Genomic DNA, 22,820 nt, shown 5'->3' with positions numbered 1-22,820 from the left:
GCTCGGGGCTTCGTGTCCCTCCGCTTCGCTCCGGGGCACGAAGCCCACGCTTGCGGCTCCGCCGCTCTCCGCGCTTCGCGCGTCGATCACTGGGGTGGGGTGGGTCGGGGGCGCTGACGCGCCGGGGGCTGGGCGCCGGGGGCTGACGGGTCGGGGCTGGGACCCGATCCGCTCAGGGGTCGGGGGCGCTGACGCGCCGGGCCTCTGTCGCGGCGGGGGGTCTAGGACCCGATCCGCTCGCGCAGTTTTGTGCCCTTCTCGGTTGCCTGCGCCTTCAGGTCGGCCTGGAACGCGGTCATCCGGGCCAGCAGTGCCGGATCGTGCGCCGCCAGCATCCGCACCGCGAGCAGGCCGGCGTTGCGTGCGCCGCCGATCGAGACGGTGGCCACCGGCACGCCGGCCGGCATCTGCACGATCGACAACAGCGAGTCCATGCCGTCCAGGTACTTGAGCGGCACCGGTACGCCGATCACCGGCAGCGGGGTGACCGAGGCGAGCATCCCGGGCAGGTGCGCGGCGCCGCCCGCGCCCGCGATGATCGCCTTGAGACCGCGCTCGGCCGCGCTCGTGCCGTACTCGATCATCTCCTGCGGCATCCGGTGCGCGGAGACCACGTCGGCCTCGTACGCGATCTGGAACTCGTCCATGACCTGCGCGGCGAGTTCCATCACCGGCCAGTCCGAGTCGGACCCCATGACGATGCCGACGACGGGCTGCGTGCTCATTCGGTGATGTCCCCTCGGAGGTAGTCGGCGGCGTGTCGGGCGCGCTCGCGCACGTCCGCCAGATCGTCGCCGCACACGGTGACGTGCCCGACCTTGCGGCCGGCCTTCACGTCCTTGCCGTACATGTGCACCTTGACCCCGGGATCGCGGGCCATCACGTGCAGGTACGGGCGGTACATGTCCGGGTAGTCGCCGCCGAGCACGTTGACCATCACGGTCCACGGCGCCCGGGCGCGCGGGTCGCCCAGCGGCAGGTCGAGCACCGCGCGCAGGTGGTTCTCGAACTGCGAGGTGACCGCGCCGTCGATGCTCCAGTGCCCGCTGTTGTGCGGACGCATGGCCAGCTCGTTGACCAGGATCCGGCCGTCGGTGGTCTCGAACAGCTCGACCGCGAGATGTCCGGTCACATCCAGCTCGCCCGCGATCGACAGCGCGATCCGCTGCGCCTGCACCGCGCGCTCCTCGGCCAGGTCCGGCGCGGGCGCGATCACCTCGCGGCACACGCCGTCCACCTGGATCGACTCGACCACGGGATAGGCCACCGCCTGGCCGTGCGGCGAGCGCACCACGCAGGCCGCCAGCTCGCGGGTGAAGTCCACCTTCTCCTCGGCGAGCACCGGCACCCCGGCCGCGAACGGCACGGCGGCCTCGTCCTCGCCGCGCACGATCCACACGCCCTTGCCGTCGTAACCGCCGCGGGTGGTCTTGAGCACCACCGGCCAGCCGCCCACCTCGGCGGCGAACGCCGCGACGTCGGCCGGGTCGGTCACGATCCGGTTGCGCGGGCACGGCACGCCGATCTCGGCCAGCCGGGCCCGCATGACGCCCTTGTCCTGGGCGTGAACCAGGGCCTTCGGACTCGGCCGCACGACCACGCCGTCGGCCTCCAGGGCCTCCAGGAGCGCGGGGGGCACCTGTTCGTGGTCGAAGGTGACCACGTCACAGCCCTGCGCGAAGCGGCGCAGGTCGGCGAGGTCGTCCTCACTGCCGAGCACGACGTCGCCGACGACCTGGGCCGCGGATTCGGACGGGGATGCGGCGAGTACGCGAAAGCGGGCGCCGAGCGGGATTGCGGCCTGGTGCGTCATGCGGGCGAGCTGGCCGCCGCCGACCATGCCGACGACTGGGAACGTCACGGGGGAAGGGTACCGACCCGACCCGGGTGGGCGTGTCGGCGGGCATTCCGGGCGCGGCCGAGCAGGCCCGAACGACATGTGCCACATGGGGCGGAAGATGTTCCGGTAAAGAGTCTGCGACATGAGGGAGACCGCGCGCCGATGCCGAACGGCCGCGGCGGCTACCCTCGTCGGGTGAGTCGTCATGCCGATAGCACCCGCGGAGCCAGAGCAGCGTCCGAGCCGTTGCCCGTCGACGCACGTCCCGACACGGTCGGCACGCCGCCCGCGAGTCGTCTCGCGCGCTTTCGTGCCGAGGTCACCCAATTCCTGGTCGCGGGCGGGCTCGCCTACGCGGTGGACGTACTCGTGTTCAACCTCGGCCTCTCGCTCGGCATGGGCGGGGTCGCGGCGAAGATCATGTCCTCGATCCCGGCGACGATCGTCGCCTACGTCGGTAACCGGTACTGGACCTATCGGCATCGGGATCGCACCGGCGTCGGCCGCGAATACACCCTCTTCTTCGTGTTCAGCGCGATCGCGGCGGGCATCCAGGCATCGAGTGTGTACGTCTCGCACACCCTGATGGGCTACGAGAGCACGCTCGCCGACAACATCTCGGCGAACATCGTCGGTATGGCCCTCGGCACGCTGTTCCGCTTCTGGGCATTCCGTACGTGGGTGTTCAAGCACAAACGGCCGGAATCCGTGCCGGTCGTCGAAGGTGGCATGTCGTGAAGGCGCTCCGGGATTGGTACGGCCGGGTCGGACACCTGCTGCACGAGACGCTGAAGTTCGGCGCCGTGGGCGGCTTCGGCGTGATCGTCAACGTGATCGTGTTCAACATCTGCCGCAACCACCTCGGCCTGGCCTCGGTGCGCTCGTCGGTGATCTCGACCGCGATCGCGATCGTGGTCAACTACCTGGGCAACCGGTACTGGGCCTTCCGGCACCGTACGTCCGCGGACAGTCGCCGCGAGTTCGTGCTGTTCATGGTGTTCAGCGGGGTCGGCATGGCGATCGAGGCGGGCACCGTGGCCATCTCGCACTACTGGCTCGGCTACCCCTCGCTGCTCGCGGACAACGTCGCCAAGTACGCGGTCGGACTGCCGCTGGGCACGCTGTTCCGCTTCTGGTCCTACCGCACGTGGGTGTTCACCGGCACCCACCAGGTCGACCGCAAGGCGGTCCGGGTGGTCGCGCCGCAGGCGGGCGAGGCGACCGAGGACGCCGCGGAGGCGGACGGACGGCCGGCGCGCCCGGGCCGGGCACGCCTGGACACCGAGGCGGCCCGGCTGGTGGAGGACGAGAGTGAGACGTCCCGGGCCTGAGGCCCGGGACATCGAAGGCTCGGGGTTCGAAGGCTCGGGGTTCGAAGGCCCGGGGTTCGAAGGCCCGGGGTTCGAAGGCCCGGGGTTCGAAGGCCCGGGGGCCTTACTCCGGCGGTTCCTCCGGGTGGGCCGCCAGGAACACCGCGAACACCGGCGGGCGCTGCTGGAGCAGTTCCAGGCGACCGCCGTCCGCCTCGGCAAGGTCGCGGGCGACCGCGAGGCCCAGGCCGGTCGAGTTGTGGCCGCTGACCGCCCGCTCGAAAACCCGCGCACCCAGCTCGTCGGGCACTCCCGTGCCCTCGTCCTCGACCTCGAGCACCACCGACGTGCCGGTCGTCCGGGTACGAATGTTCACCGCGCCCGCGCCGTGCATGAGGGTGTTCTCGACCAGCGTCGCGAGCACCTGGGACAGCGCGCCGGGCGTGGCCACGGCGGTCAGCCCGCGCTCCCCCTCGACCCGGATGTTGCGTTTGGCCTCGCGGAAGTTGGGCCGCCACTCGTCGATCTGCTGCTGGATCACGTCGTCCACCCGCACGGTGACCGCGGACATGTTGCGCGGGTCGCGCCCGCCGCTGCCGCGCCGGCTGCTGGTCAGCAGCCGCTGCACCACGTCGGTGAGCCGCTCCACCTGGGAGAGGGCGATCGCGGCCTCCTCCTTGACGATCTCCGGATCCTCGGTCGCGACGATCTCCTCGAGGCGCATCGAGAGCGCGGTGAGCGGGGTGCGCAGTTGGTGGGAGGCGTCCGCGGCGAGTCGGCGCTCGGCGGTGAGCATCCGGGCGATGCGTTCGGCGCTCTGGTCCAGCACCTCGGCCACCCGATCCAGTTCGGGCACGCCGTACCGGCGGTGCCTTGGCCGGGGGTCGCCGGAGCCGAGCCGTTCGGCGGTCTCGGCCAGGTCGGTCAGCGGGCGGGCCAGCCGGCGGGCCTGCCACACGGCGAGGGCGGCGGCGGCCGCGACGGCGAGCAGCGCGACGCCGAGGATCAGCAGGAGGGATTCGCGGATCTTGCCGGTGACCCGCTCGCGCGGCTCGCCGACGGTGACCGAGTCGCCCATCTCGCCGTGCATGTCCTTCTCGAAGACCCGGCCGCTCGGCTTGTCGCCGATCACCAGCGGGGGCTCCCCCGGCAGCCGCACGATCGCGTAGCGATGCGGTTCGATCTGGCGGTGCAGCAGTTCCGCGTCCGAGCGTTCACCGGAGGCCAGCCGCAGCTCGACGACCTCCAGGATGCGCGCGGCCTCGGCCTTGAGGCTGTCGCCGGCGCTGTTCTCGATCGCGTGCGTCTCCACGAACGCCAGGGGCACGCCGAGGACCGCCACGACGACCAGGACCACGCCGAGCGTGGTGTTGATGAGCCTGCGACGCAAGGTTGGTCCCGTCAGCTTTCCGAGGTCGGTTCCCGCGAAGTCGGCCCGGCTCGAAGTCAGCTCTTCTCGAAGCGGAAGCCCACGCCGCGCACGGTGGTGATGTAGCGGGGGTTGCCCGCGTCGTCGCCGAGCTTCTTGCGCAGCCACGAGATGTGCATGTCCAGCGTCTTGGTGGAACTCCACCACGTGGTGTCCCACACCTCGCGCATGAGCTGGTCACGGGTGACCACCCGGCCGGCGTCGCGCACGAGCACGCGCAGCAGGTCGAACTCCTTGGCGGTGAGCTGGAGCTCCTCCTCGCCGATCCAGGCGCGGTGCGAGTCGACGTCGATGCGTACGCCGTGCACCCCCTGGCCGACGTCGGCGGCGCCGCGCCGCAGCAGCGCGCGAACACGCGCGAGCAGCTCGGCCAGCCTGAAGGGCTTGGTGACGTAGTCGTCGGCACCGGCATCGAGGCCGACCACTGTGTCCACTTCGTCGGCGCGCGCGGTCAGGACCAGCACCGGGAAGCCGTGCCCTTCGGCGCGCAGCCGCCGGCACACCTCCAGGCCGTCCATCCCGGGCAGACCGAGGTCGAGGACGAGCAGGTCCACCCCGCTCTGCGCGGCGCATTCGAGAGCGCTTGGGCCGTCCTCGCGCACCTCGACCTCGTAGCCCTCTCGGCGCAACGCACGCGCGAGCGGTTCGGAGATGGATGCGTCGTCCTCGGCGAGCAGTACGCGGGTCATGACCTTGATGTTACTGAGCCATCGGCTCGAGGTTGACGAGCTCCGGCCGACAGACCTGCGGCGGCCGGAAATCGGCGGGGATTTTTCGCTGATCGGGGGACTGTGACGAATTCTGCCCGAACCGGGGCGGATCAGCCCCGGACGCGCACCGCCGCCACGCCGACGCCGAGCCCCGTCACCATTCGTCGTCCGAGTGCCGACGCCACGAGTACATCATCGCGACCGCGGCCATCAGCAGGATCAGCGCGCCGCCCGCGATCAGCACGATGGTGCCGCCGGAGATGTCGCCGTCGTCCTCGCCCCGGCTCACGACGTCGACGCCGTTGCGGCCGGCTTCCCGAGCGACCTCGCCCACACTCGCGACCGGGCTCTCCGCGAGCGTTATCGGGCCCTGTGCCGACGCCTGGCCCGATATCGCGGGCGGCACGGCACCCGGATCACCCGGGTTGCCGGACGGCCCGTCCACGCCCTTCGCCGACAGGTCGACCCGGAGCGTGGTCGCGGGCGGCGCGGGCGCGGTCGGGAAGCACGTGGTGATCTGGTCGCCGAAAATCGCGGTGCTGGTGACCATCTTGCCCGGGGCGATCCGGATGTCACCCTTGGCGTCGAGCGGCACGGTGACCTCGCCCTCGTACGGAGGCACCACGATCTGCGCCGGTGTACCCGGGATGTCGACCCGCATCTTCGGGCCCTGGAGCGTGAGTTCGCCGCTCGCGCCGCCGGAGAGCACGAGTTGGATGGACGGGGTCAGCGGGGTGCCGGGGAACGGCAGCGGGCTGGTCGCGGGGCTGCCGCCGAGGGTGACCTTGATCCGTACCTTGTCGCCGGGGCGGACCGGCTCGCTCGGTGCCTCCAGCGTGATCTGCTGCGGGCCGTCGACCGCGGGCTGATCCAGCGGGATGACGCAGTGCACCTGCACGGTCAGTGGTTCCGCCGCGCCGGCGGACGGGGCGAGCGCGAGCGCCGGGCCGACCGTGCAGCCCAGGGCGAGGGCGGCGCTCGCCAAGCGTGGAGCCGAGAGAGCCATCGGGGGTCGCGTTCCCTTCTGATGGTGGCGAGACTGCGGGTGGGGTGGCGGGACTTGCGGGTGACGTTATTACGGGATTGCGGGTTCGGGTGCGGCGGGAGTCGGCGCATCGGGCCGGGCATCGCCCGGGCGCGGTGGACCGGGGCGCGAGACGGCGGAAGGGCCCTCCGGTCGGGTGAGGACCGACTGGAGGACCCTTCGCGTCACGTGCTGCCGGGTGGAGTTCGACCCGGTCCGCTCATCGTGCCCGGCGCGACGCCCGGCCGGCGCCACGCGCGGACGCGATGTCAGACCTGGTTGCGAATCCGCCGACGGTAGGGCACGAACAACATCAGCGCGATCGCGCCGAGCACCGCGGTCCCGGCCGCCATCGCGAACGCGGTCATGCCGCCGCCGGAGGCGCCGGTGTTCGCGAGGTCGCCGGTGGTGCCACCGGAACTGCCGCCGTTGCTGCCGACGTTGCCCGTGGGGGACTGGGTCAGGGTGGGCGGCGGGGTGCCCTGGTCACCGCTGGCCTTGAGGGTGGCCGACACGGACGTGTTGGTCACCGTGCAGGTCGTGGTGGACCTGGCCTTGATGGTGCCCAGGGACGCGTTGGTGGAGATCTTCAGCTGACCGGGCTTGAAGGAGAAGTCGCCTCCGCCCCACACGTCGAACTTGCCGGTGATCGGACCGTCCAGGGTCAGCGGGTCGCCCGAGTTGACCTTGAGCGCCTTCTCCGGGCCGGTCAGGTCCAGAGACCTCTTGTTCGACCCTTCCTCCACGTCGATGGTGAACGTGGGGATGAACTTGAGGTCGATGTTGCTGCCGGGCAGGCCCGCCGGTGCCTTGCCGACCAGGTTGTCCTTGAACTTGGCCGAGATGTCGACCTTGTCACCCTTCTTGGCCGTGCTGGGGACGGTGATGGTGACGCCGTAGGTCGCGGTCGTGTCCGGGATGTTGACCGGGAAGTCCTCGACCTTGGTCTTGCACGCGTAGTCGACGTTCACCTCCTTGCCGTTCGGCGGCCCCTGGGTGCCAGGCGGCTCGGTGGTGGGGGGCTGCGAGGTCGGCGGCTGCGAGGTCGGCGGCCGGGACGACGGCGGCGGGGAGGACGGCGGCGGGGTCCCGCCCGCGTCGACCTTGATGGTGCCCAGCTTCGGAGTGCCGTTCACGGTGCACGGCACGTCGATGGCACCGGCCGCGTTCAGGACCAGCTTGGTCGGCGTGATGTCGATGTCGCCGGTGGCGTCGGACGGCACCTTGATCTTCGCGTTGAACGGGGGAAGCGTGATCGGCTGCCCCTCGGTGACCTGGATCTTGCCGCTCTCGCCCACGATCTTCGTGGTCTGGGTCGAACCCCCCGACGCCTTGGCGTCGAACGTCGCGGTGAAGTCCACCGGGTCCGGCAGACTGACCGGCCCGTTGACGGGGGTCGCGCCCATGGTCATCTTGACCGTGGCCTCACCGCCCGGCGCGGTCTTGCCGGTGGGCACCTCCATCGCGATGTTGAAGTCGGCGGTGACGTCCGGGGAACCGGGCGGGTACGGAATCTGGCAGGTCATGTTGACCTTGACCGAGTCGGCCGCCTGCGCGGCCGGTGCCAGCACGACCATGCCGGTGCCACCGGCCACCAGCATGCCGCCGATCGCGGCTGTGGCGAGTCTTGTCTTGGCCTTGCTCATCAGGTTGTGCTCCCTTCGTCGGGGCGGGACCCACCCCGTCGTTTCGGTCAGCTGAGCGTGAGCGTCAAGGTCGCCGAGTAGCTCTCGGCCGACGTGTTCCGGTCCGGCAGCCGCAGGGTCAGCTCCGCACCGACGTCGAACTCACCCCCCGTGACACTCGGTGATGACGATGTCGAGCACAGGGTCGCCGTGCGGCTCGACTGCGCCCGGTTACCGGGTTTCGCCGAGCTGGGATACGGGCCGCGTCCCGGGTGTGGCGTGCAGTACGGATCCCAGACGAGGTTGTGTGCCTCGATCCGGGTTCCGTTCTCCGCCCGGAAGTCGGACATCGCGCCGGTGAGGGTCCACCCGTTGCGCGACCCGCGAAAGTCCTGCACGAGCATCGGATTCAGCGCGCCCCTGGCGGTGCCGCTGACCCGATCCACGGTGAGCCGGCTCTGTCCGGTGCTCGGTGTACTGACGGCCAGGACGCCCGGGTTGATGTTGCCGTCCACCCGGGCCGGGGACCGAGGTTGCTCGATCCTGGTGTCCCAGTCCAGGTCTCCCCCGCCGGAGGTCGATCCGCCGCCGTCGCTCCCACCGGAGGCGGACCCGGATCCGCTGCCGGACACCTCCGGGCCGGTCGAATCCTCGCTCGGCAGAGGAGAGTTCGTGGGTTCGCCGGCGCCGGTGGGGGCGGGCCGGAAGGTGCCGCCGCCGCTCGGGCCGGCCTGATCGGTGACGTTGGTGTGCGACGGCCCGAACTCGCCGCCGCCGGGGCCGTAATAGAACCCGAGCACGGTGCCGACCACCGCGGTCGTCGCGATCAGGGCGCCGAGCCCCTTGCCGGGTCGCCTGGTCATCGCTGCGGCCCCCCGGAGTCGCCGGCGCGCGGATGATCGTCCTCGCCCGCCTCGGAACCCGCGTACAGCGGACCGCCGATCACCATCGTCTCGACCATCGAACGGATCGGCCGCTTGCTCAGGTCGACCGGTTCGGCGCCGACTTCGGACGGGCGCCGATTGGCCGTCCTGGGTTCCGACGTACCGTCATCCGCCTTGTCCTCGCCGGACTTGCGGTTCTTGTCACCCCTGGTCAGGCGCGACGGCGGTTCGGCCAGGCCGACTTCGCGCTCGCGCTCGCCGGCACGGCGGGCCCGCTGCTCGCCGATGAGTTCGACGATCCGCAGGAACAGCCGCCACGCCGTCACCGGCACCACGATCACCAGGAGCGCGCCGAAGATGTAGACACCCCACGGACGACCGACCTCCAGGGCCTGTTCGTCCACGACCTGGTTGTCGTACATCACCCGCCAACTGAAGGTGCCGTGCTGACGGGGTTTCAGTTCCACCGGGAGCGAGATCGTGGTGCGCTTGCCCGGCGGGATGACGATGTGCGACTCGTAGTCTTCCCACGTCGGGGCGTAGACCCCTTGGTAGAAGCCGATCCGGAAGGTCGGGTTGATGATGGGCTGCTGACCCATGTTGCCCACCTCGATCCGAAACCGGCGCTGCACGGGCGAGCCGAACCACGTGAAGATCGAGTCCTCGCCGGCCATGTGGCTGTCGATGAAGACGAGTCGACCGGGTGTCTTGACCGTCTGCGGCAGCGGGGCGTACGGCGCTCCGTCGATCTCCAGCGGCACGCTCGCGTCCTTGGCCGGGCCGTTCATGATCACCGCGATCCGGACCACACACGGGCACGGGGACGGCGGGATGGCGGCGGTCAGGGTGATCGCGACGTTGCCGCCCGCGTCCACGGTGCCGCTCGCGGCACTGGCCGCCGCGCAGTTGACCGTGCCGCGCAGGCCGTTCTCCCCGCAGATGCTCGCCTGGAGCAGGGAACCGGGGGTCCAGTCGCCGCCGACGACCGAGACCTTGTCCCCGGCCGCGACCTTGCCCGGGTCGATCGACGCGCTCGGTCCCGCGCCCGGCGCAGGGTCCGCCGCACGCGCGGGCGCCGTGCCGCCGAGGGCAACCAGCCCCAGCAACAGCACGGCGATCAGCGCGAGAGCGGTACCGCGCGTGCGGCCGACCCGAACTGCGTGACTGACCCGGTTGCCCATGATCAACGGCCGACCCCCGCGGAATCGGCGGAGTCCTCGGCGGCCGGCGCGTCCGTGCGAGGGCGCGCCGGCGGCTGCTTGCCCTTCGGGCGCTTGACGGCCTTCTTGGCGGGTGCGGCTTCGGTGGCGGGCTCGGTGGCGGCGCCGGCGGTGGTTTCGGTGGCCGGCTCGGCGGCGGGCTTCGCATCGGGCGCGGCCGGCTCGGACGCGGCGTCCGCGACGTCGGGCACTTCCTCAACGGGCTTGTCCATGGCAGGAGTTTGCTCGGCGGCAACCCCACCCGACACGCCGGCCTCGTCGGCCCGCTTCTCCTCGACGGCGTTGCCGTCCGCCTCGTCGCCCTCGCCCGCTGCGGCCTCGGCCGGCTTCTCCACGGTCGCCGCAGCCTCGGTCGACTCCCCTGCGGTCGACTCCCCCACGGTCGGCTCGGCCTTCGTGCCCTTCTCGATCACGACCGGCTCGGCATCGGCCTCGGCGACCTCGGCCGGCGTCTCGCTCTCCGCCTCGGCCCGCTCGGACTCCCCGGAAGTCTCCGCCGCCACCGCCGCCTTGGCGGGCTCGGCCGGCACCGGCTCCTCGACCGTCGACTCGGTCTCGGTCTCGGGTTCCCCGGCGGTCTCCGCGTGCTCCGCGACGGTCTCGCCGGCGGGCGCGGGCGCGGCCGGGATCGGCGGCAGCACGGTGGTGTCGTCGGTGGGACCGACCGGGCCACCCGGCGTGGCCGGGTCGCCGCCCTTGCCCTTGCGACGGTTGCGCCACAGGCCCCAGCCGACGCCGGCGACCAGCAGGAGCGCGGCCAGGGTGACCAGGCTGGGCCACGGCACGGCCGTGTACGACGCGCTCGCGTCGTCCTTGACGTTCTGGTCCGCGACCTTGCCGTCGACCTTGACCGTGACGTGGTCCAGTCGCGGAGCGTCCTTCCACTCCACGACCTTCTCCACGGTCGAGCCCGGCAGGATCTCGGCGCCCTCCTCGACCTTGCTCATCAGCTTGCGCCCGAACAGCCCCTCGGCCTTCAGATCGAACTTGGGGCGCAGGATCACGTTGCCCCGGTTGATGATGCGGTAGGTGATCTTCGCGTCGCTGGAGCCGAAGAACTGCCCGAAGCCCGCGTCCCGTTCGACCTCGACCTTTTGGATGTCCATCGCCGGCAACGCGTCGCCCTGCACCCGCAGGTAGACCCGGGCGCCGATCTGGCGCTGGATGTTGACCTTGATCTGGCCCTGCTGCTGGGTGCCCTCGATCGCGGTGTTGAGCGCGACCACGGCACCGGGGTGGTCACCGGGGGTCGCGTTCGGCGGGATCACGATGTTGAACGGGACCTGGCGCTTTTCTCCCGGCTGGAGGGTCAGCGTCTGGTTCTCCGGCGCCACCTGGATCCAGGTACCGACGTCCTTCTGCTTGTCGGTGACCGTGCGCAGCGCGAAGCCGCCGTCGCGCGGCGTGTTGTACGCGTCCGCGCCGAACAGCTTCATGGTGAGCGGCGCCTGGCTCGTGTTGTGCACCGTCACCACGTCCGGGACGGTGGTGCCGGCGGCGCCTTCGAGAAAGAAGTAGCGACGAGCGTTCTGGCTCGTGCCGTCGGGCACGTACGGATCGACCGACCACTCGCCGTTGCCCGCGGCCGACGCGGGGGTCGGCGCGACCAGCGTCAGGGACGCGAACAGCGTGGCCAGCACCGCGAACACGGTGGCCAGGGATCGGATACGTCCGCCTTGCCGGCGGCTGTGTGGGGCCGGGGTGCCCGTCATCGGTGTCTCCAGCGAGTCTGTGTGCTGCGGATCGAAAGGGCCGGCTTCGGGAGCGGATCCGAAGGGCCCGCGCTGTGTGCCTGGGTGATGCGGGCGCGGATCGGGCGGGTGCGGTGTGGGCGGGACGGGCCGGCTGCCCGCCCCACCCTCCGCTCTGCGTCGATCCGCAGCGGCCCGCTCCGGCGGACCGTGCGCCACGGATGGTTTTCCGCGGCGCACGAGCCCCCGGTGTCGAGGCCGTTCGAGGTCTCCGCGCCGGACGGGTCCGGTCGGAGATTTCGGTCAGGAGATGGAGAGCGTGAGCGTCGCGCTGTAGTTACCGGGCGCCTGGTAGGCCGGAACCGCCAGGGACAGACCCGCGTCGGCAGCGAACGTGCCACCGGTGACGTCCGCGTTGGGCGCGGATGCCAGCGTGGCGCCGGTCTTGCCGATCGGGCCCGCGCTACCGGCCACCGCCTGGCTCGGCGATCCCTCGCCCGGGGTGACCTTCGGCGTCCAGGAGAACTTGTCCGCCGGGATGGTGCCGCCCGCGCCATTGCCGAAGTCGGTCACCGCACCGGTCAGCGTCCAGCCCGTGGCGCCGCCCCGGTAGTCCTTGACCGTCACCGTGTTCAGCGCGCCGGTCATGTTCTGCTGGGTGCCGTTCAGGGTCACGTCGGAAAGCTTGATCCCGCCGTTCTCCTGAGAGATCGTCAGGGCGCCGCCGGCGATCGTGCCGGTGAGGTCCTGCTTGAGCGAGCCGACCGGCGGTGCGCCGTCGACCGTGAACGGGGCACCCGCGGACAGCGTGCCGCTGGTGTCCTCGGACGCCGCGATCAGCGTGGTGTCGGCCTTGTTGACCTTGACCTTGGCGGTGAACTTGCCGTCGGTGCCCGCCTTCGCCATCACCAGGCCGGGAACGTCCGGCTGCTGGGCGGCGTTGGTCGGGATCACGTACACGTCGGCACCGGGCGTGTAACCCTCACCGTTGACCGTGACCTCGGTGCCGACCGGCCCGTGTGTCGGGTTCAGGGTGAGCTTGCGCGGGTTGCTCGGCACGTCCGCCTTGACCGTCACGTTCGAGGTCTTGGACTTGTCGCCGACGGTGACCTTGAGCTGGTACGAGCCGTCCGCGACCGTCGCGCCGATGGTCGCGGTACCGGCCAGCGCGCCATCGGTGACGGTGAGCGCCCCGGTGACCTTGGTCGCGTCGCACGCGTTGCCGGTCGAGTCGCACAGTTCGACGGTGGGCGTACCGGCCGGCCAGTTCGTACCGGCGACGGTGAGGGAGCCGCCGGGCTTTACCTGTCCGGGTGTGGTGGTCAGGGTCGGGTCGAGCGGCGGGGCTTCGGCGACCTTGTAGGACGCGGCGACTCCGTTGCTGCCGGTCACCTGGCAGGTGGCCGTGGTGATCGGGTCCGGCATGCCTTCCAGGTAGACGTCGAGTGCGAACGTCTTGAGCGTCAGCTCGATCGTGGTTCCCGGCGCGGCCTGGGGAATGGCCAGGTCGGCGGTGAACTCGGGCGGGTTGATCCCCTGTGTGGGACCGATGTCCGCCTGGAACTGCGGTGCGGTCAGCGTTACTTCGCCACCGGTGCTCAACGCGAAGGTGTACTTGCCGACGAAGCCGATGTTGGTGAACGGGTCGTCCGGCCGCAGCGGGTTCTCGCCCGCGTCGATCTTGGCCTGCACGGTGGCCGGCGCGTTGCCGGTGTTCGGCGTGAGCGCGACATCGAACGTCTGCTTACCGGACTTGTTCCAGTTCAGGATCGGCTCGGTGCAGGTCAGGTCCGGATTGACCGAGGCGGCGGACGCCATCGGCGCGCCCGCGACCAGCCCTGCGGTACCCGCGATCATCGCGACGCCAAGCGACGCGACAACCTTCTTGCTGGGTTTGAACATTGTGGTGCTGCTCCCTTCAGGGGGTTACCACCGGTCGCCGGGGGGCGGGGCGGTCGAACACCACACCGGAGCGAGTGCCGAGGAGCGTCGCACTACCGTGGGCCCGGCGCTCCGGTGCCTTGCCTGGGGCGGTCGCCTCGCTCGAGATCCGTTGCACGCGGCCGAGGCGGCCGTCTCACTGTCCGTCGAGCCCGAGCGGGACACGGATCGTGTGCTGCGAATTGAAACCTGTTACAGATTCTGGCGTGCCATTCACGCGCGATCGCGCCGCATAGTCAATAGCCGCCGGCAAGCGGCGCGGTCGGCCTCCCAACAGCGAAGGCCGACCGTCCCCAGCGATCGATCAGGCGTTGCGCGAGGCCCGGACCCGACGGGTGGCGAGCAGTACGCCGCCGATGCCGAGCAGACCGACGGTGCCGCCGAGCAGGCCCATGGAAAGCGCGTCGTCCAGCGGACCGGTCTTGGGCAGCGTGCCCGAACCGGTCGTCGTACCCGACGTGGTGGTCCCCGACGTGGTGGTGGAACCCGACGTCGTGGAACCCGAGGTGGTGGAGCCCGAGGTGGTCGAACCCGAGGTGGTGGAGCCCGAGCTGGTGCTCCCCCCGGTCGTGCTCGCGGCCGGCACGGTCACCGAGTAGGCCACCGGAGGACTGGTGTCGGTGATGGCGCAGGGCACGTTCAGGGTCAGTTCCGGGTTGAGGACCTCGATCTTCAGGGCGAAGCCCTTGGGGAGCAGGTCCACCTTCCCGGATGCCTTCTGCGGCACCGAGACGTTGGCCTGGAACGAGGGCACGTCGATGCCGACGTTGGCCACGAGGTCCAGGGTGGCGGTCGCGCCCACGGCGGTCACCGTCGCGGACCCGCCTTCGTACTTCGCGGTGAACGTGACCGTCGGGGTGATCTTGACCTTGGTGCCCAGCGGCGAGGATGCCGGGCTCACTCCCGGGTCGATGGTCAGCTTGATCGACTTGCCCGCCTCGCCGGTGGCCGGACCGGTGACCGTGAACGGCTGGGGGCCCGTCTTGTCCTCACCCATGGCCGCTCTGACCGTGGGGTCGCTGAAGTCGCATTTCACCGTCGTGTTGACGGGGGCCGCGCCGGCCTGCGGCGCGAACGCGAGCATGCCGCCCGCCATGACGGCGAACGCCGCCAAGCCGCCTGCGGTTCGCTTAATGGGCCTGCCCATACGGTGGTTCTCCCTTCGGGGGGATTTCTTGCTCGTCGAGAAGTCCTGATCGGAACGGCCGGAGCGACGCGCGCTCAGCAGGGCCGGTCCGGCGTGTCGGCCTGCACCGACCCGGCACGCGCCCCGACGCATCGGGTACACGCGGTCGCCACACCCGACTTCCCCCTTTCGAGGCGCGGACCGGGCGGGAAACCGGACCACGCAAGCACCGGTGGGACACGCCTCGCGTTCCCTGGAGGGGGCTTCCCTTGGCGCGTCCGGGAGACATCGAGACTGTTCCAGTACTTGATGTCACGTCAGATCTTCGGGTGACGGTACGACAAGTGGCATGAGCGGACAACAGCGAAAAGCAGAAAATCTGCATCCGTCGGACACGGTTCCATATCGCGCGGACCTGCGAAATCACTGTGTCGACAAGACGGTTGACAGGTCACCACAAACTCGACACGTGTCAAGTACAAGTGATTCCCGAAGGGCCCCACAAACACGGAAACTCCGGACTGATTAGCCCGGAGTTCCGTTCGGCCCGCGTCGATGTCGACTACGAGACGGTCACCGCCGCCGTCTCGGCCAGCGGGATCTGCGCCTGGAGCACTTGCCCGTTGTACACACCGAGGATGCCCATGGACACCCGGTACTCCCCGGGCGCGAGTGGTTCGGTGTCGGACCTCAGGATGGCCGTGCCCGCCGTGGCGGCGGTGAGGCAGTCGACGTACTCCCCACCGATGGACACCCAACCGCCCCCGGCCGCGCGCTTGGACAGGCTGTAGAGGACACCGCACTGCGTCCAGCCGGTCGGCGTCGCACTGTTGAAATCGATGTAGGTCGACGCCTGGAGCGTGCTGCCGACCTTGGCCAGACACGCCGTACCGAGCGTGCCGCCGTCGGGCGCGAACGTCCTGGGTCCGTCACACGTCTGCCAGTTGTCGTTGACACCGGCCGTACCCGCGGACGCGGGAGCGGCGAATCCGACGGTGGCGGCCAACATTCCCGCCGCCACGAGCGCCTTTGCCTGGACCGAAGCACGCATGCTGATTCCTCTTCCCGGGGTGGGTGTCACGGCGCGCGGGAGGGCGCGCCGGGTGGAGCGGCACGTACGGGTCTGCTGGAGCGCGGCAAGCCTGACACGACTTCGGATCGCAAGCCGGCGCACTGCCCGGGTGACACGTGTGCAACCGAAAGTTGGCGTGCTATCACCGTGTGTCGCGGTGGCATGTCCCGTTTCCCGGCGAAAGGTTCCGGTGCGACGTCACCGAACCGGACGGTTTTCGGTCTCATTCGGGCGGAACGATCCGTTCCGCCCGGATGGGCCTTGCCGTGTCGAGATCCGTATGGAACGCGGGTGATCGGCCCGTCGCCGCGACCGTGACACTCGGCCGTGTCGACGACGACGCTGCGTACCCACGCCCCGCGAACCCCGTCACAGCCGCACGGGATCCCTTGACACCACGTCAGGCGAGCGGAATCAATGGGCATTTGGCCCATTTATGGAACACGTTTCAGGCCACCCCGAGATCCCGACGGACCGGGGTCCGACAGGAAGGGAGCGTCCCGCGCATGGTTCCACCCCGCAGGAGGCTGTTCGCGATGCTGGGGGCGGGCGTGCTCGTCGCCGGCGCGGCGGGTCTCACGGCGGTCGCACCCGGGGCCCAGGCGGCGCCCGTGGAGCACGAGGTGAGTTGCCGGCCTCCGCTCCTGGGCGGTCCCGACTTCACCTGGAAGCCGAGGATCGAGCTGTCGGTGTCACCGCCGAGGCAGGGCACGTACAAGGTCGGCGAGGAGGTGACCGTCACCTGGCACTGGGCCACGCCGCCGCGCAACCCGTGGACGTGGACCGGCGTGCTCCCCGATGTCGAGACGCCGAACGCCACGGTCAAGCTCTCCAACGCCCAGGTCGGGGACATCGCGCTCACCGGCCCCGCGAAGCACCCGGGGGTCGGCGGCTCCCAGCCACTCCCGGTCGCGGACCTGACCGGACGGTTCACCATCGCGAGGGAGGGGCGGATCGACCTCGCCCCCGGCGCTTACGTGCTCAAGCAGTTCGCGTTTCGGGACTCCCCCTGCACGCCGGTGCACCCGGATCGCCTGCCCGTGTCGGCGAGCATCCAGGTCGGCCTGTCGCAGACGCCGGGCCCATCGGCCGGCGGCGGTTCGGGCAACGGCGGCTCGTCCGGTACCGGAGCGGGCGGCAACACCGGTACGAATCCGGGCGGCACGCCCACCACCGCGCCGCCGACCGGCGGCACCACCGACCCGACCGCGGGCACCGTCGGCGATCCCACGCTCGGCGGAGCGGGCACGACGCCCGGTCCCACCACCGGCGGGACCGTGCCACCCCCGCCGCCGAGCATCCCCGCGCTCCCACCGGCCGCCGCTCAGGTGCCGCAGACGCCGGTGAACGCCGTGGCCGGACCGCTGTTCATGCGCCAGGACCAGGCCGGCGTGACCATGCCGCAGTTCCAACCCAACGGCGACGCACAGCGATTGGAGGGCCGGCTGAACCCGGTGTCCATCGAGGATCGACGCGGCAGCACGCTCGGCTGGACGCTGACCGCCCAGGTCAGCGACTTCGTCGGCCAGGGCGGCGAGATCGTGCCCGCGCAGCGACTCGCGTGGATCCCGGCCTGCACGACCGTCGAGGGCCCGCCCGCCACCGTCGGCACCGGCATCCCCGGCACGGTCGGCGGCAGCGCCGAGGTGTTGTGCCGGCAGAACCCGAGCACCGGCGCCGTCACCGGCGGCGCGTTCGAGGCCAACGCGCTGCTGAGTCTGTCGCTCCCGAACGGCGCGCGCTCCGACACCTATACCGGGAACCTGACGCTCAGTCTGAGCTGAGTCGCCGCACCGAACCGGGACGCCCTCCTCGCCGCGCGCGAGGAGGGCGTCCGCGTGTCACCGGGGCGGATCCCGTGACGGTGAATCGGTGCGTCGGCACGGGGCGCCCGCCGCGTTCGGGCGCCGCGCGCCGGCCGTCCCGACGCCCTTTCCCGCCCGTCGAATCCGCATACAAATCGTTGCCGCCGGATCGCGTTCCGCTGTTGACTTCGCAAACGCCCCCGGGCTCAATGGGAGGCGCTGATTTCTGGAACAGGTTTCATCAGTAGGAACGACCGGGTGACGACAGCGGGGTCGGGTGTCGCCCCGCCGACGTCGAATCGGCGCACGGCACCGAATCGACCGCCCCGCGCCGCGCGGGTCACCGACGGCGGCGGACCGGTCCCGGTGTGGTGTTCGACTGCCCGCTCCCCCGGCGGGCCAGGCAGGCATCCCGAGGAGGGACAGCACCACATGCTCAGACCAAGAACCAGGGAAAGTACTGGGTCCGGATTCCGCAGCAAGCGCATGGCCGGCGTACTCGGTACCGCCCTCGTGGCCGGTGCCCTGGGCGTGGGCGCGGGGGCACAGTCCGCGAACGCGGCTCCTGTGACGTACAACGTGCACTGCGTACCGCCGAGCATCGGTGGCGGTCCGTTCGACTTCGACGCCCAGGTCGACCTCACCGTCGATCCGGTGAAGCCGAGATACAACGTGGGCGACGAGGTCACCGTCTCCTGGACCTGGAAGGACGCGGCGAAGAACCCGTCCTCGGTGACCGTGAACGCGGACGCGGTCAAGCCGCGCGGCAAGGTCCTGGTCACCGGCGCGCAGGGCGGCGAGATCGCCATGGAGGGTCCGCAGAAGAACGCGCAGACCCCCGGTGGCGAGAAGTTGTGGCTGTCGACCATGACCGGCAAGCTCAAGATCACCAAGCCGGGCGAGCTCAACCTCTCTCCCGGCGGCTACACCAGCACCGCGAACATGTTCGGCAGTTGGGACACGCCGTGTACGCCCAACGGCACGCCCGGCGTGGGCACCACGCTCAAGGTCGACGGCGCGGTCAAGGCACCGACGGCGACGTTCGATCGAAACATCGCCCGTCCCGGCTCGACCATCGACGTGACCGGCGAGAACTGGCCGATCGGCGCGAGCGGCGTCACGGTGCAACTGTGCGATCGAGAAGGCAACGCCTGTGCGGCGGAAGGGGCGTCGGGATCCACCCTCACCGTCGACGCCTCCGGAAAGCTGGCGGGCAAGGTCAAGGTGGCGGCGAATGTGCCGGATGCCGTTCGTCAGGTCAGGATCGGCTCGGGCACGGCGTCCGTCCTGGTGCCGATCTCGGTCGCCAAGGACGCGCTGCGGCACTCCGAGCCGGTCAAGTACGGCGTGCGCTACACCCCGGCCTGGGGAAACGGCCCGGTCTTCGACTGGGAGCCCGAGGTCGCGCTCTCGGTGACCCCGGCCAAGCCGTGGTACGAGATCGGTGACGAGGTCACCGTCGAGTGGAAGTGGATCGGCTATCCCCGCAACCCCTCGAGCTGGGTCGTCGCGCTCAAGGACACGGTGACGCCCAGCGGCACCGTCAAGATCTCCGGCGCCCAGACCGGCGACGTGCAGGTCACCGGCCCCAAGGGCAACCCGGCGTCGCAGGGCGGCAAGGTGCTCGAGGTCGGCGACATGAAGGGCAGCCTCAAGATCACCAAGGCGGGTCGGATCGATCTGGCGCCTGCCGGATACGGCCTGAAGGTCATCACCATCTCGTCGAGCGGCGCGCCCACCGGTACTCCGGCGGCCTCGCACTCGATCGCGGTGGGCGCCCCGGCCCAGGCGACCCTGATCGTGGATCGGAACCTGCTCGAGCCGGGCGACGTAGCCAAGCTCTCCGGGGCGAACTGGCCTACCGGCCAGGGCAATCCGCAGATCCAGTTGTGCGCGGAGGACGGTTCGAACTGCACCGGCTCCGGGTTCGGCGCGGGGTCCGGCTCGGTGGCGCAGGGCGGAGCACTCACCGCCCAGGCCACCCTCGGCGCGAACGTCGCGCCGGGCAACTACCTGGTCAAGGTCACCGTCGGGATCACCTCGCTGACCGCGCCGATCACGGTCACCTCGGCGGTCGTACTGCCACGCGCGATCACCGCGACACCGGACAAGGGCCCCTCGGGCACCAAGGCGCACGTGACGGGGAAGAACTTCACCCCCGGCGCGCCCGTCGTGCTGGAGACCCTGGACGGCAACCTCGCGGCGACCGGCGACACGGTCGAGACCACCGCGGTCACGGACGGCACGTTCGCCGTCGATCTGACGGTGACCAAGCCCGGAACCACCCAGATCCGGGCGTCCGAGAAGAGCGACCGCAACAAGATGGCGCTCGCCGCGTTCACCTTCGAGGGTGGCGGCGGTCCCGGCGAGGAGCCGGGCACGCTGTCGATGACCCAGGCCGGAAACGGTGTCGTGCTCGCGGACGTTCCGTTCGCGAACCGGGATCAGACGATGACGGGCAGTCTGAACACGGTCACCGTCACCGACGCCCGCAAGGGCACGCTGGGCTGGCAACTCACCGGCTCCGTCTCGGACCTCAAGGCGGATGGCGGCTTCTCGCTGCCCGCCTCGGCGCTGTCCTGGACGCCTCGGTGTGCCGTGTTGGACCCGAACTCGGCGAGCCCGGTCGTGACGGGGTCCGCGGGTACGGTCAACGGCGGCCTGCTGTGCAGCGCGGCGGCGTCCTCGGACCCGGCGCACAAGACCGGTGGCGTGTTCACGGCGGACGCGGGCCTGTCGCTCGCGATCCCGGCGTACCAGGCGGCCGGCACCTACACGGGAACCCTGACGCTCACTGTCTCCTGACGGCGCCTCAGCCCTGCTCGGGGCGCTCACCGACACCTTCCGAGGTGGCGGTGGGCGCCCCGTTCGCATTCCCGTGGGCCGGCCGCGCGACGTGGCGAACCGGCCGCGCGTCGCAACAAAGTGGAACTTGTTCCACCGCTTCGAAACGACACGTGTCAGTGCAGGTCAGCGCTCTGGCGAAGATGTACTCGCCGGTCACATGGGCCGATCACGGCTCTTGACTTCGTCGGACGAAGGCGCATCAATGTGACCCGTCCCACTTCTGTAACACGTTCCACTTAGCACGCGCATATCCGCCCCCATGCCGCCGACGCGACGCCAACGCCCGCCGCCGGCAAGGAACGCAGGACAGGGAGCAGCACCGGATGAAGCAACGCACCATGCGCCTGGCCGCCGGGCTCGGCGTCGGCACCCTGGCGATCACCGGACTCCTCGCCGGCGCCCCCGCCGCCCTCGCCGGCACCGCGACGCCGACCGTCACGTGTTCGCTGCCGCTCGGCCAGGGCGAGAAGACCGGGCCGATGTCGGTGACCGTGGACGGCCCGACCACCGCCAAGCCCGGCGAGACGATCGACCTCACGATCACCCTCGGTCCGAGCCCGGCCACCAGCCCGGCCGCGCTCAACGGCATCAAGATGACGCCGTCGATCGACTTCGCCCTCTCCGGCGGGGCCACCGGCTCGGTCACCCTGACCGGGGCCCAGACCACGATCGACATCCCGGCGAACACGCCGATCCAGAGCCCGCCGTTCACGGTCAAGCTCCAGGTCCCGGCCACCGCGTCCGGCACGGTCGACCTGACCCCGACCAAGACCACCACCGCCACGGTGACGCCGTACGGCAACTTCACCACGCCGTGCGCGGTCACCGGCGGCTCCGGCGTCGCGCAGAGCATCACCGTGCAGAGCACGCCCGAGACGGCCACCCTCAGCGCGTCCCCGGGCACCGTGGAGGCCGGCAAGGAGACCGTGCTCTCCGGTACCAACTGGACCAAGGGCGGTACCGCCACGCCGTCCCTGTGCGCCGCGGACGGCACCGCGTGCAACCCGGCGGGCATCTCCGCGAACAGCCTGCGGATCGGCGCCGACAGCGTGCTCTCCGGCGGCGTGACGGTCGCCCCCGGCACCGCGGACGGCGCGTACAGCGTGCGGGTCACCGACGGCGCCCGCAGCGCGTCCACGCCGCTGACCGTCAAGAAGGCCGACGTCCCGGTGGTCCAGCGCAAGGTGACGCTGAGCAAGAGCACCGTGCGCCCGTGGACGTTCGTGAAGGTCTCCGGTGAGAACTTCACCCCGAACACGCCGATCGCCCTCGCGGGCGTCGAGGGTGCGAAGCCGACCTTCAACTTCGGCGTCGCGTGGACCGACCGCAACGGCAGGTTCTCCTCGTGGATCCTGGTCACCAGCAAGAAGACCACCGGAATCACGGCGGTCGAGATCGACACGAGCTTCAAGTTCGACAAGCTCGGCATGGCGGGCATCACCGTGAAGTAGCGCACGGCACGCACGCGTCGGCCCCGGTACCCGATTCGGGTACCGGGGCCGACGCGTGTGGGTTCCGGACGACGCTCGGCTCGGAACCGGACGACGCTCGACTCAGAAGCTGAAATCCGCTGACCCGTTGGGCTGCTTGCCGTTGCAGTAGATGTCGTTCCCGGTCCCGGGGACCGGGTTCCGGATCTTGATCGACCAATTCGTGGCGCTCGGCGGAGCGCCGGTGGTGTCCTTGAACCGAGCCGTGGTACCGGCCGGAATCACCGAGGGAGCCGCGAGCGGTCCCAGGACCATCGGCACGGGCCCCCAGAACGGATGGGTCGACCCCGCGAAGTCGAACACCGTCCCCACGCCCGAGCCCCCGCCGCTGGTCTGCACGACGCGAATCACGATCGCGGCCGAATTGGGCGGCACGGGCACGGGGTTGCTGACCGGCAGGTTCGCCTTCATCTTCTGCGGCAGTGTGGGGCTGGACTGACTCGACGTCAGCGCCCCGGTGATCGATGTGACGCCGGGAAAGAGCGCGCCGCTCGAGTCTTGGCAAGCGATCGTGATGGACCGCGCTTCCGGCGGAATGGCGTAGGCGGAGGTGGACAGCGCGGCCACGGCGGCCAGGGTGCCTGCGGCGCACGTGACGGTGACGGTGGCGAGCTTGGTGCGTTTCACGACGGGCCCTTTCACCGGACCGGCCGAGGCAGGGGATCGACCGATCGTTCGGAATTGTCCGCGGACAGGATCAGGAAACGCCCGTCGGGGGGGGGGGGGGGGGGGGGGGGGGGGGGGGGGGGGGGGGGGGGGGGGGGGGGGGGGGGGGGGGGGGGGGGGGGGGGGGGGGGGGGGGGGGG

Annotated in this window: 18 protein-coding genes; 5 read left to right on the top strand and 13 right to left on the bottom strand. The window is 70.7% G+C overall.

All coding sequences use genetic code 11. The features are described from left to right. Window positions 1-221: 221 nt before the first annotated feature. Together purE and ACZ4FV_RS47440 are read right to left on the bottom strand one after the other, a co-directional pair. On the bottom strand, window positions 222-725 hold the full coding sequence (purE, locus tag ACZ4FV_RS47445; protein WP_465327307.1) for a 5-(carboxyamino)imidazole ribonucleotide mutase: 504 nt from the start codon (window positions 723-725) through the stop codon (window positions 222-224). Continuing rightward, window positions 722-1,861, bottom strand: a complete 1,140-nt coding sequence (locus tag ACZ4FV_RS47440) for a 5-(carboxyamino)imidazole ribonucleotide synthase (RefSeq protein ID WP_395870592.1) — start codon at window positions 1,859-1,861, stop codon at window positions 722-724. The genes purE and ACZ4FV_RS47440 overlap by 4 nt, the downstream gene beginning before the upstream one ends. A 225-nt stretch (window positions 1,862-2,086) precedes the next feature. Between ACZ4FV_RS47440 and ACZ4FV_RS47435 the strand changes: the two genes are divergently transcribed. Further along, entirely contained in the window at window positions 2,087-2,578 is a 492-nt protein-coding gene (locus ACZ4FV_RS47435) for a GtrA family protein (RefSeq protein WP_395870590.1), read from the top strand. Beyond that, the gene (locus ACZ4FV_RS47430) at window positions 2,575-3,171 is read left to right on the top strand and encodes a GtrA family protein (RefSeq protein WP_395870588.1); all 597 of its coding nucleotides are present in this window, start codon (window positions 2,575-2,577) and stop codon (window positions 3,169-3,171) included. The genes ACZ4FV_RS47435 and ACZ4FV_RS47430 overlap by 4 nt, the downstream gene beginning before the upstream one ends. A 103-nt stretch (window positions 3,172-3,274) precedes the next feature. Here the strand turns inward: ACZ4FV_RS47430 and ACZ4FV_RS47425 are convergent, their stop codons facing one another. From ACZ4FV_RS47425 to ACZ4FV_RS47380, 10 genes are all read right to left on the bottom strand, one after another. Continuing rightward, the gene (locus tag ACZ4FV_RS47425) at window positions 3,275-4,540 is read right to left on the bottom strand and encodes an ATP-binding protein (RefSeq protein ID WP_395870586.1); all 1,266 of its coding nucleotides are present in this window, start codon (window positions 4,538-4,540) and stop codon (window positions 3,275-3,277) included. A gap of 56 nt (window positions 4,541-4,596) precedes the next feature. Further along, on the bottom strand, window positions 4,597-5,268 hold the full coding sequence (locus ACZ4FV_RS47420; protein WP_020556678.1) for a response regulator transcription factor: 672 nt from the start codon (window positions 5,266-5,268) through the stop codon (window positions 4,597-4,599). 175 nt (window positions 5,269-5,443) lie between these two features. Then, window positions 5,444-6,295, bottom strand: a complete 852-nt coding sequence (locus tag ACZ4FV_RS47415) for a hypothetical protein (protein ID WP_395870584.1) — start codon at window positions 6,293-6,295, stop codon at window positions 5,444-5,446. A gap of 287 nt (window positions 6,296-6,582) precedes the next feature. After that, on the bottom strand, window positions 6,583-7,959 hold the full coding sequence (locus ACZ4FV_RS47410; RefSeq protein WP_395870582.1) for a hypothetical protein: 1,377 nt from the start codon (window positions 7,957-7,959) through the stop codon (window positions 6,583-6,585). Window positions 7,960-8,006: 47 nt separating this feature from the next. Next, the gene (locus ACZ4FV_RS47405; protein ID WP_402234011.1) at window positions 8,007-8,801 is read right to left on the bottom strand and encodes a hypothetical protein; all 795 of its coding nucleotides are present in this window, start codon (window positions 8,799-8,801) and stop codon (window positions 8,007-8,009) included. Then, on the bottom strand, window positions 8,798-10,009 hold the full coding sequence (locus ACZ4FV_RS47400) for a hypothetical protein (protein WP_395870578.1): 1,212 nt from the start codon (window positions 10,007-10,009) through the stop codon (window positions 8,798-8,800). The genes ACZ4FV_RS47405 and ACZ4FV_RS47400 overlap by 4 nt, the downstream gene beginning before the upstream one ends. After that, the gene (locus ACZ4FV_RS47395) at window positions 10,006-11,754 is read right to left on the bottom strand and encodes a COG1470 family protein (RefSeq protein WP_402234009.1); all 1,749 of its coding nucleotides are present in this window, start codon (window positions 11,752-11,754) and stop codon (window positions 10,006-10,008) included. The genes ACZ4FV_RS47400 and ACZ4FV_RS47395 overlap by 4 nt, the downstream gene beginning before the upstream one ends. Window positions 11,755-12,036: 282 nt before the next feature. Continuing rightward, window positions 12,037-13,635, bottom strand: coding sequence for a hypothetical protein (locus ACZ4FV_RS47390; RefSeq protein ID WP_402234007.1), 1,599 nt, complete (start codon window positions 13,633-13,635; stop codon window positions 12,037-12,039). 343 nt (window positions 13,636-13,978) lie between these two features. After that, complete coding sequence (locus ACZ4FV_RS47385) at window positions 13,979-14,821, bottom strand: hypothetical protein (protein WP_395870572.1); 843 nt, start codon at window positions 14,819-14,821, stop codon at window positions 13,979-13,981. Window positions 14,822-15,362: 541 nt separating this feature from the next. Next, window positions 15,363-15,851: a hypothetical protein gene (locus ACZ4FV_RS47380; RefSeq protein ID WP_395870570.1), complete on the bottom strand. Its 489-nt coding sequence runs from the start codon at window positions 15,849-15,851 to the stop codon at window positions 15,363-15,365. Window positions 15,852-16,378: 527 nt separating this feature from the next. On the opposite strand from ACZ4FV_RS47380, the gene ACZ4FV_RS47375 reads away from it, so the two are divergent. The 3 genes from ACZ4FV_RS47375 to ACZ4FV_RS47365 all read left to right on the top strand — a co-directional run bounded on the left by ACZ4FV_RS47375 (window position 16,379) and on the right by ACZ4FV_RS47365 (window position 21,975). Beyond that, entirely contained in the window at window positions 16,379-17,656 is a 1,278-nt protein-coding gene (locus ACZ4FV_RS47375) for a WxL domain-containing protein (protein ID WP_465327286.1), read from the top strand. A 453-nt stretch (window positions 17,657-18,109) separates the two neighbouring features. Then, entirely contained in the window at window positions 18,110-20,482 is a 2,373-nt protein-coding gene (locus ACZ4FV_RS47370) for a hypothetical protein (protein WP_395870566.1), read from the top strand. 365 nt (window positions 20,483-20,847) lie between these two features. Further along, window positions 20,848-21,975, top strand: a complete 1,128-nt coding sequence (locus ACZ4FV_RS47365; protein ID WP_465327283.1) for a hypothetical protein — start codon at window positions 20,848-20,850, stop codon at window positions 21,973-21,975. A gap of 102 nt (window positions 21,976-22,077) precedes the next feature. On the opposite strand, the gene ACZ4FV_RS47360 is transcribed toward ACZ4FV_RS47365, so the two are convergent. Next, window positions 22,078-22,581, bottom strand: a complete 504-nt coding sequence (locus tag ACZ4FV_RS47360; protein ID WP_465327281.1) for a hypothetical protein — start codon at window positions 22,579-22,581, stop codon at window positions 22,078-22,080. Window positions 22,582-22,820 lie beyond the last annotated feature (239 nt).

Source organism: Embleya sp. NPDC025285, from assembly GCF_055558835.1.
Note: the sequence above shows the minus strand (reverse complement) of the source record. Positions and strands in the feature narration are given on the sequence as shown.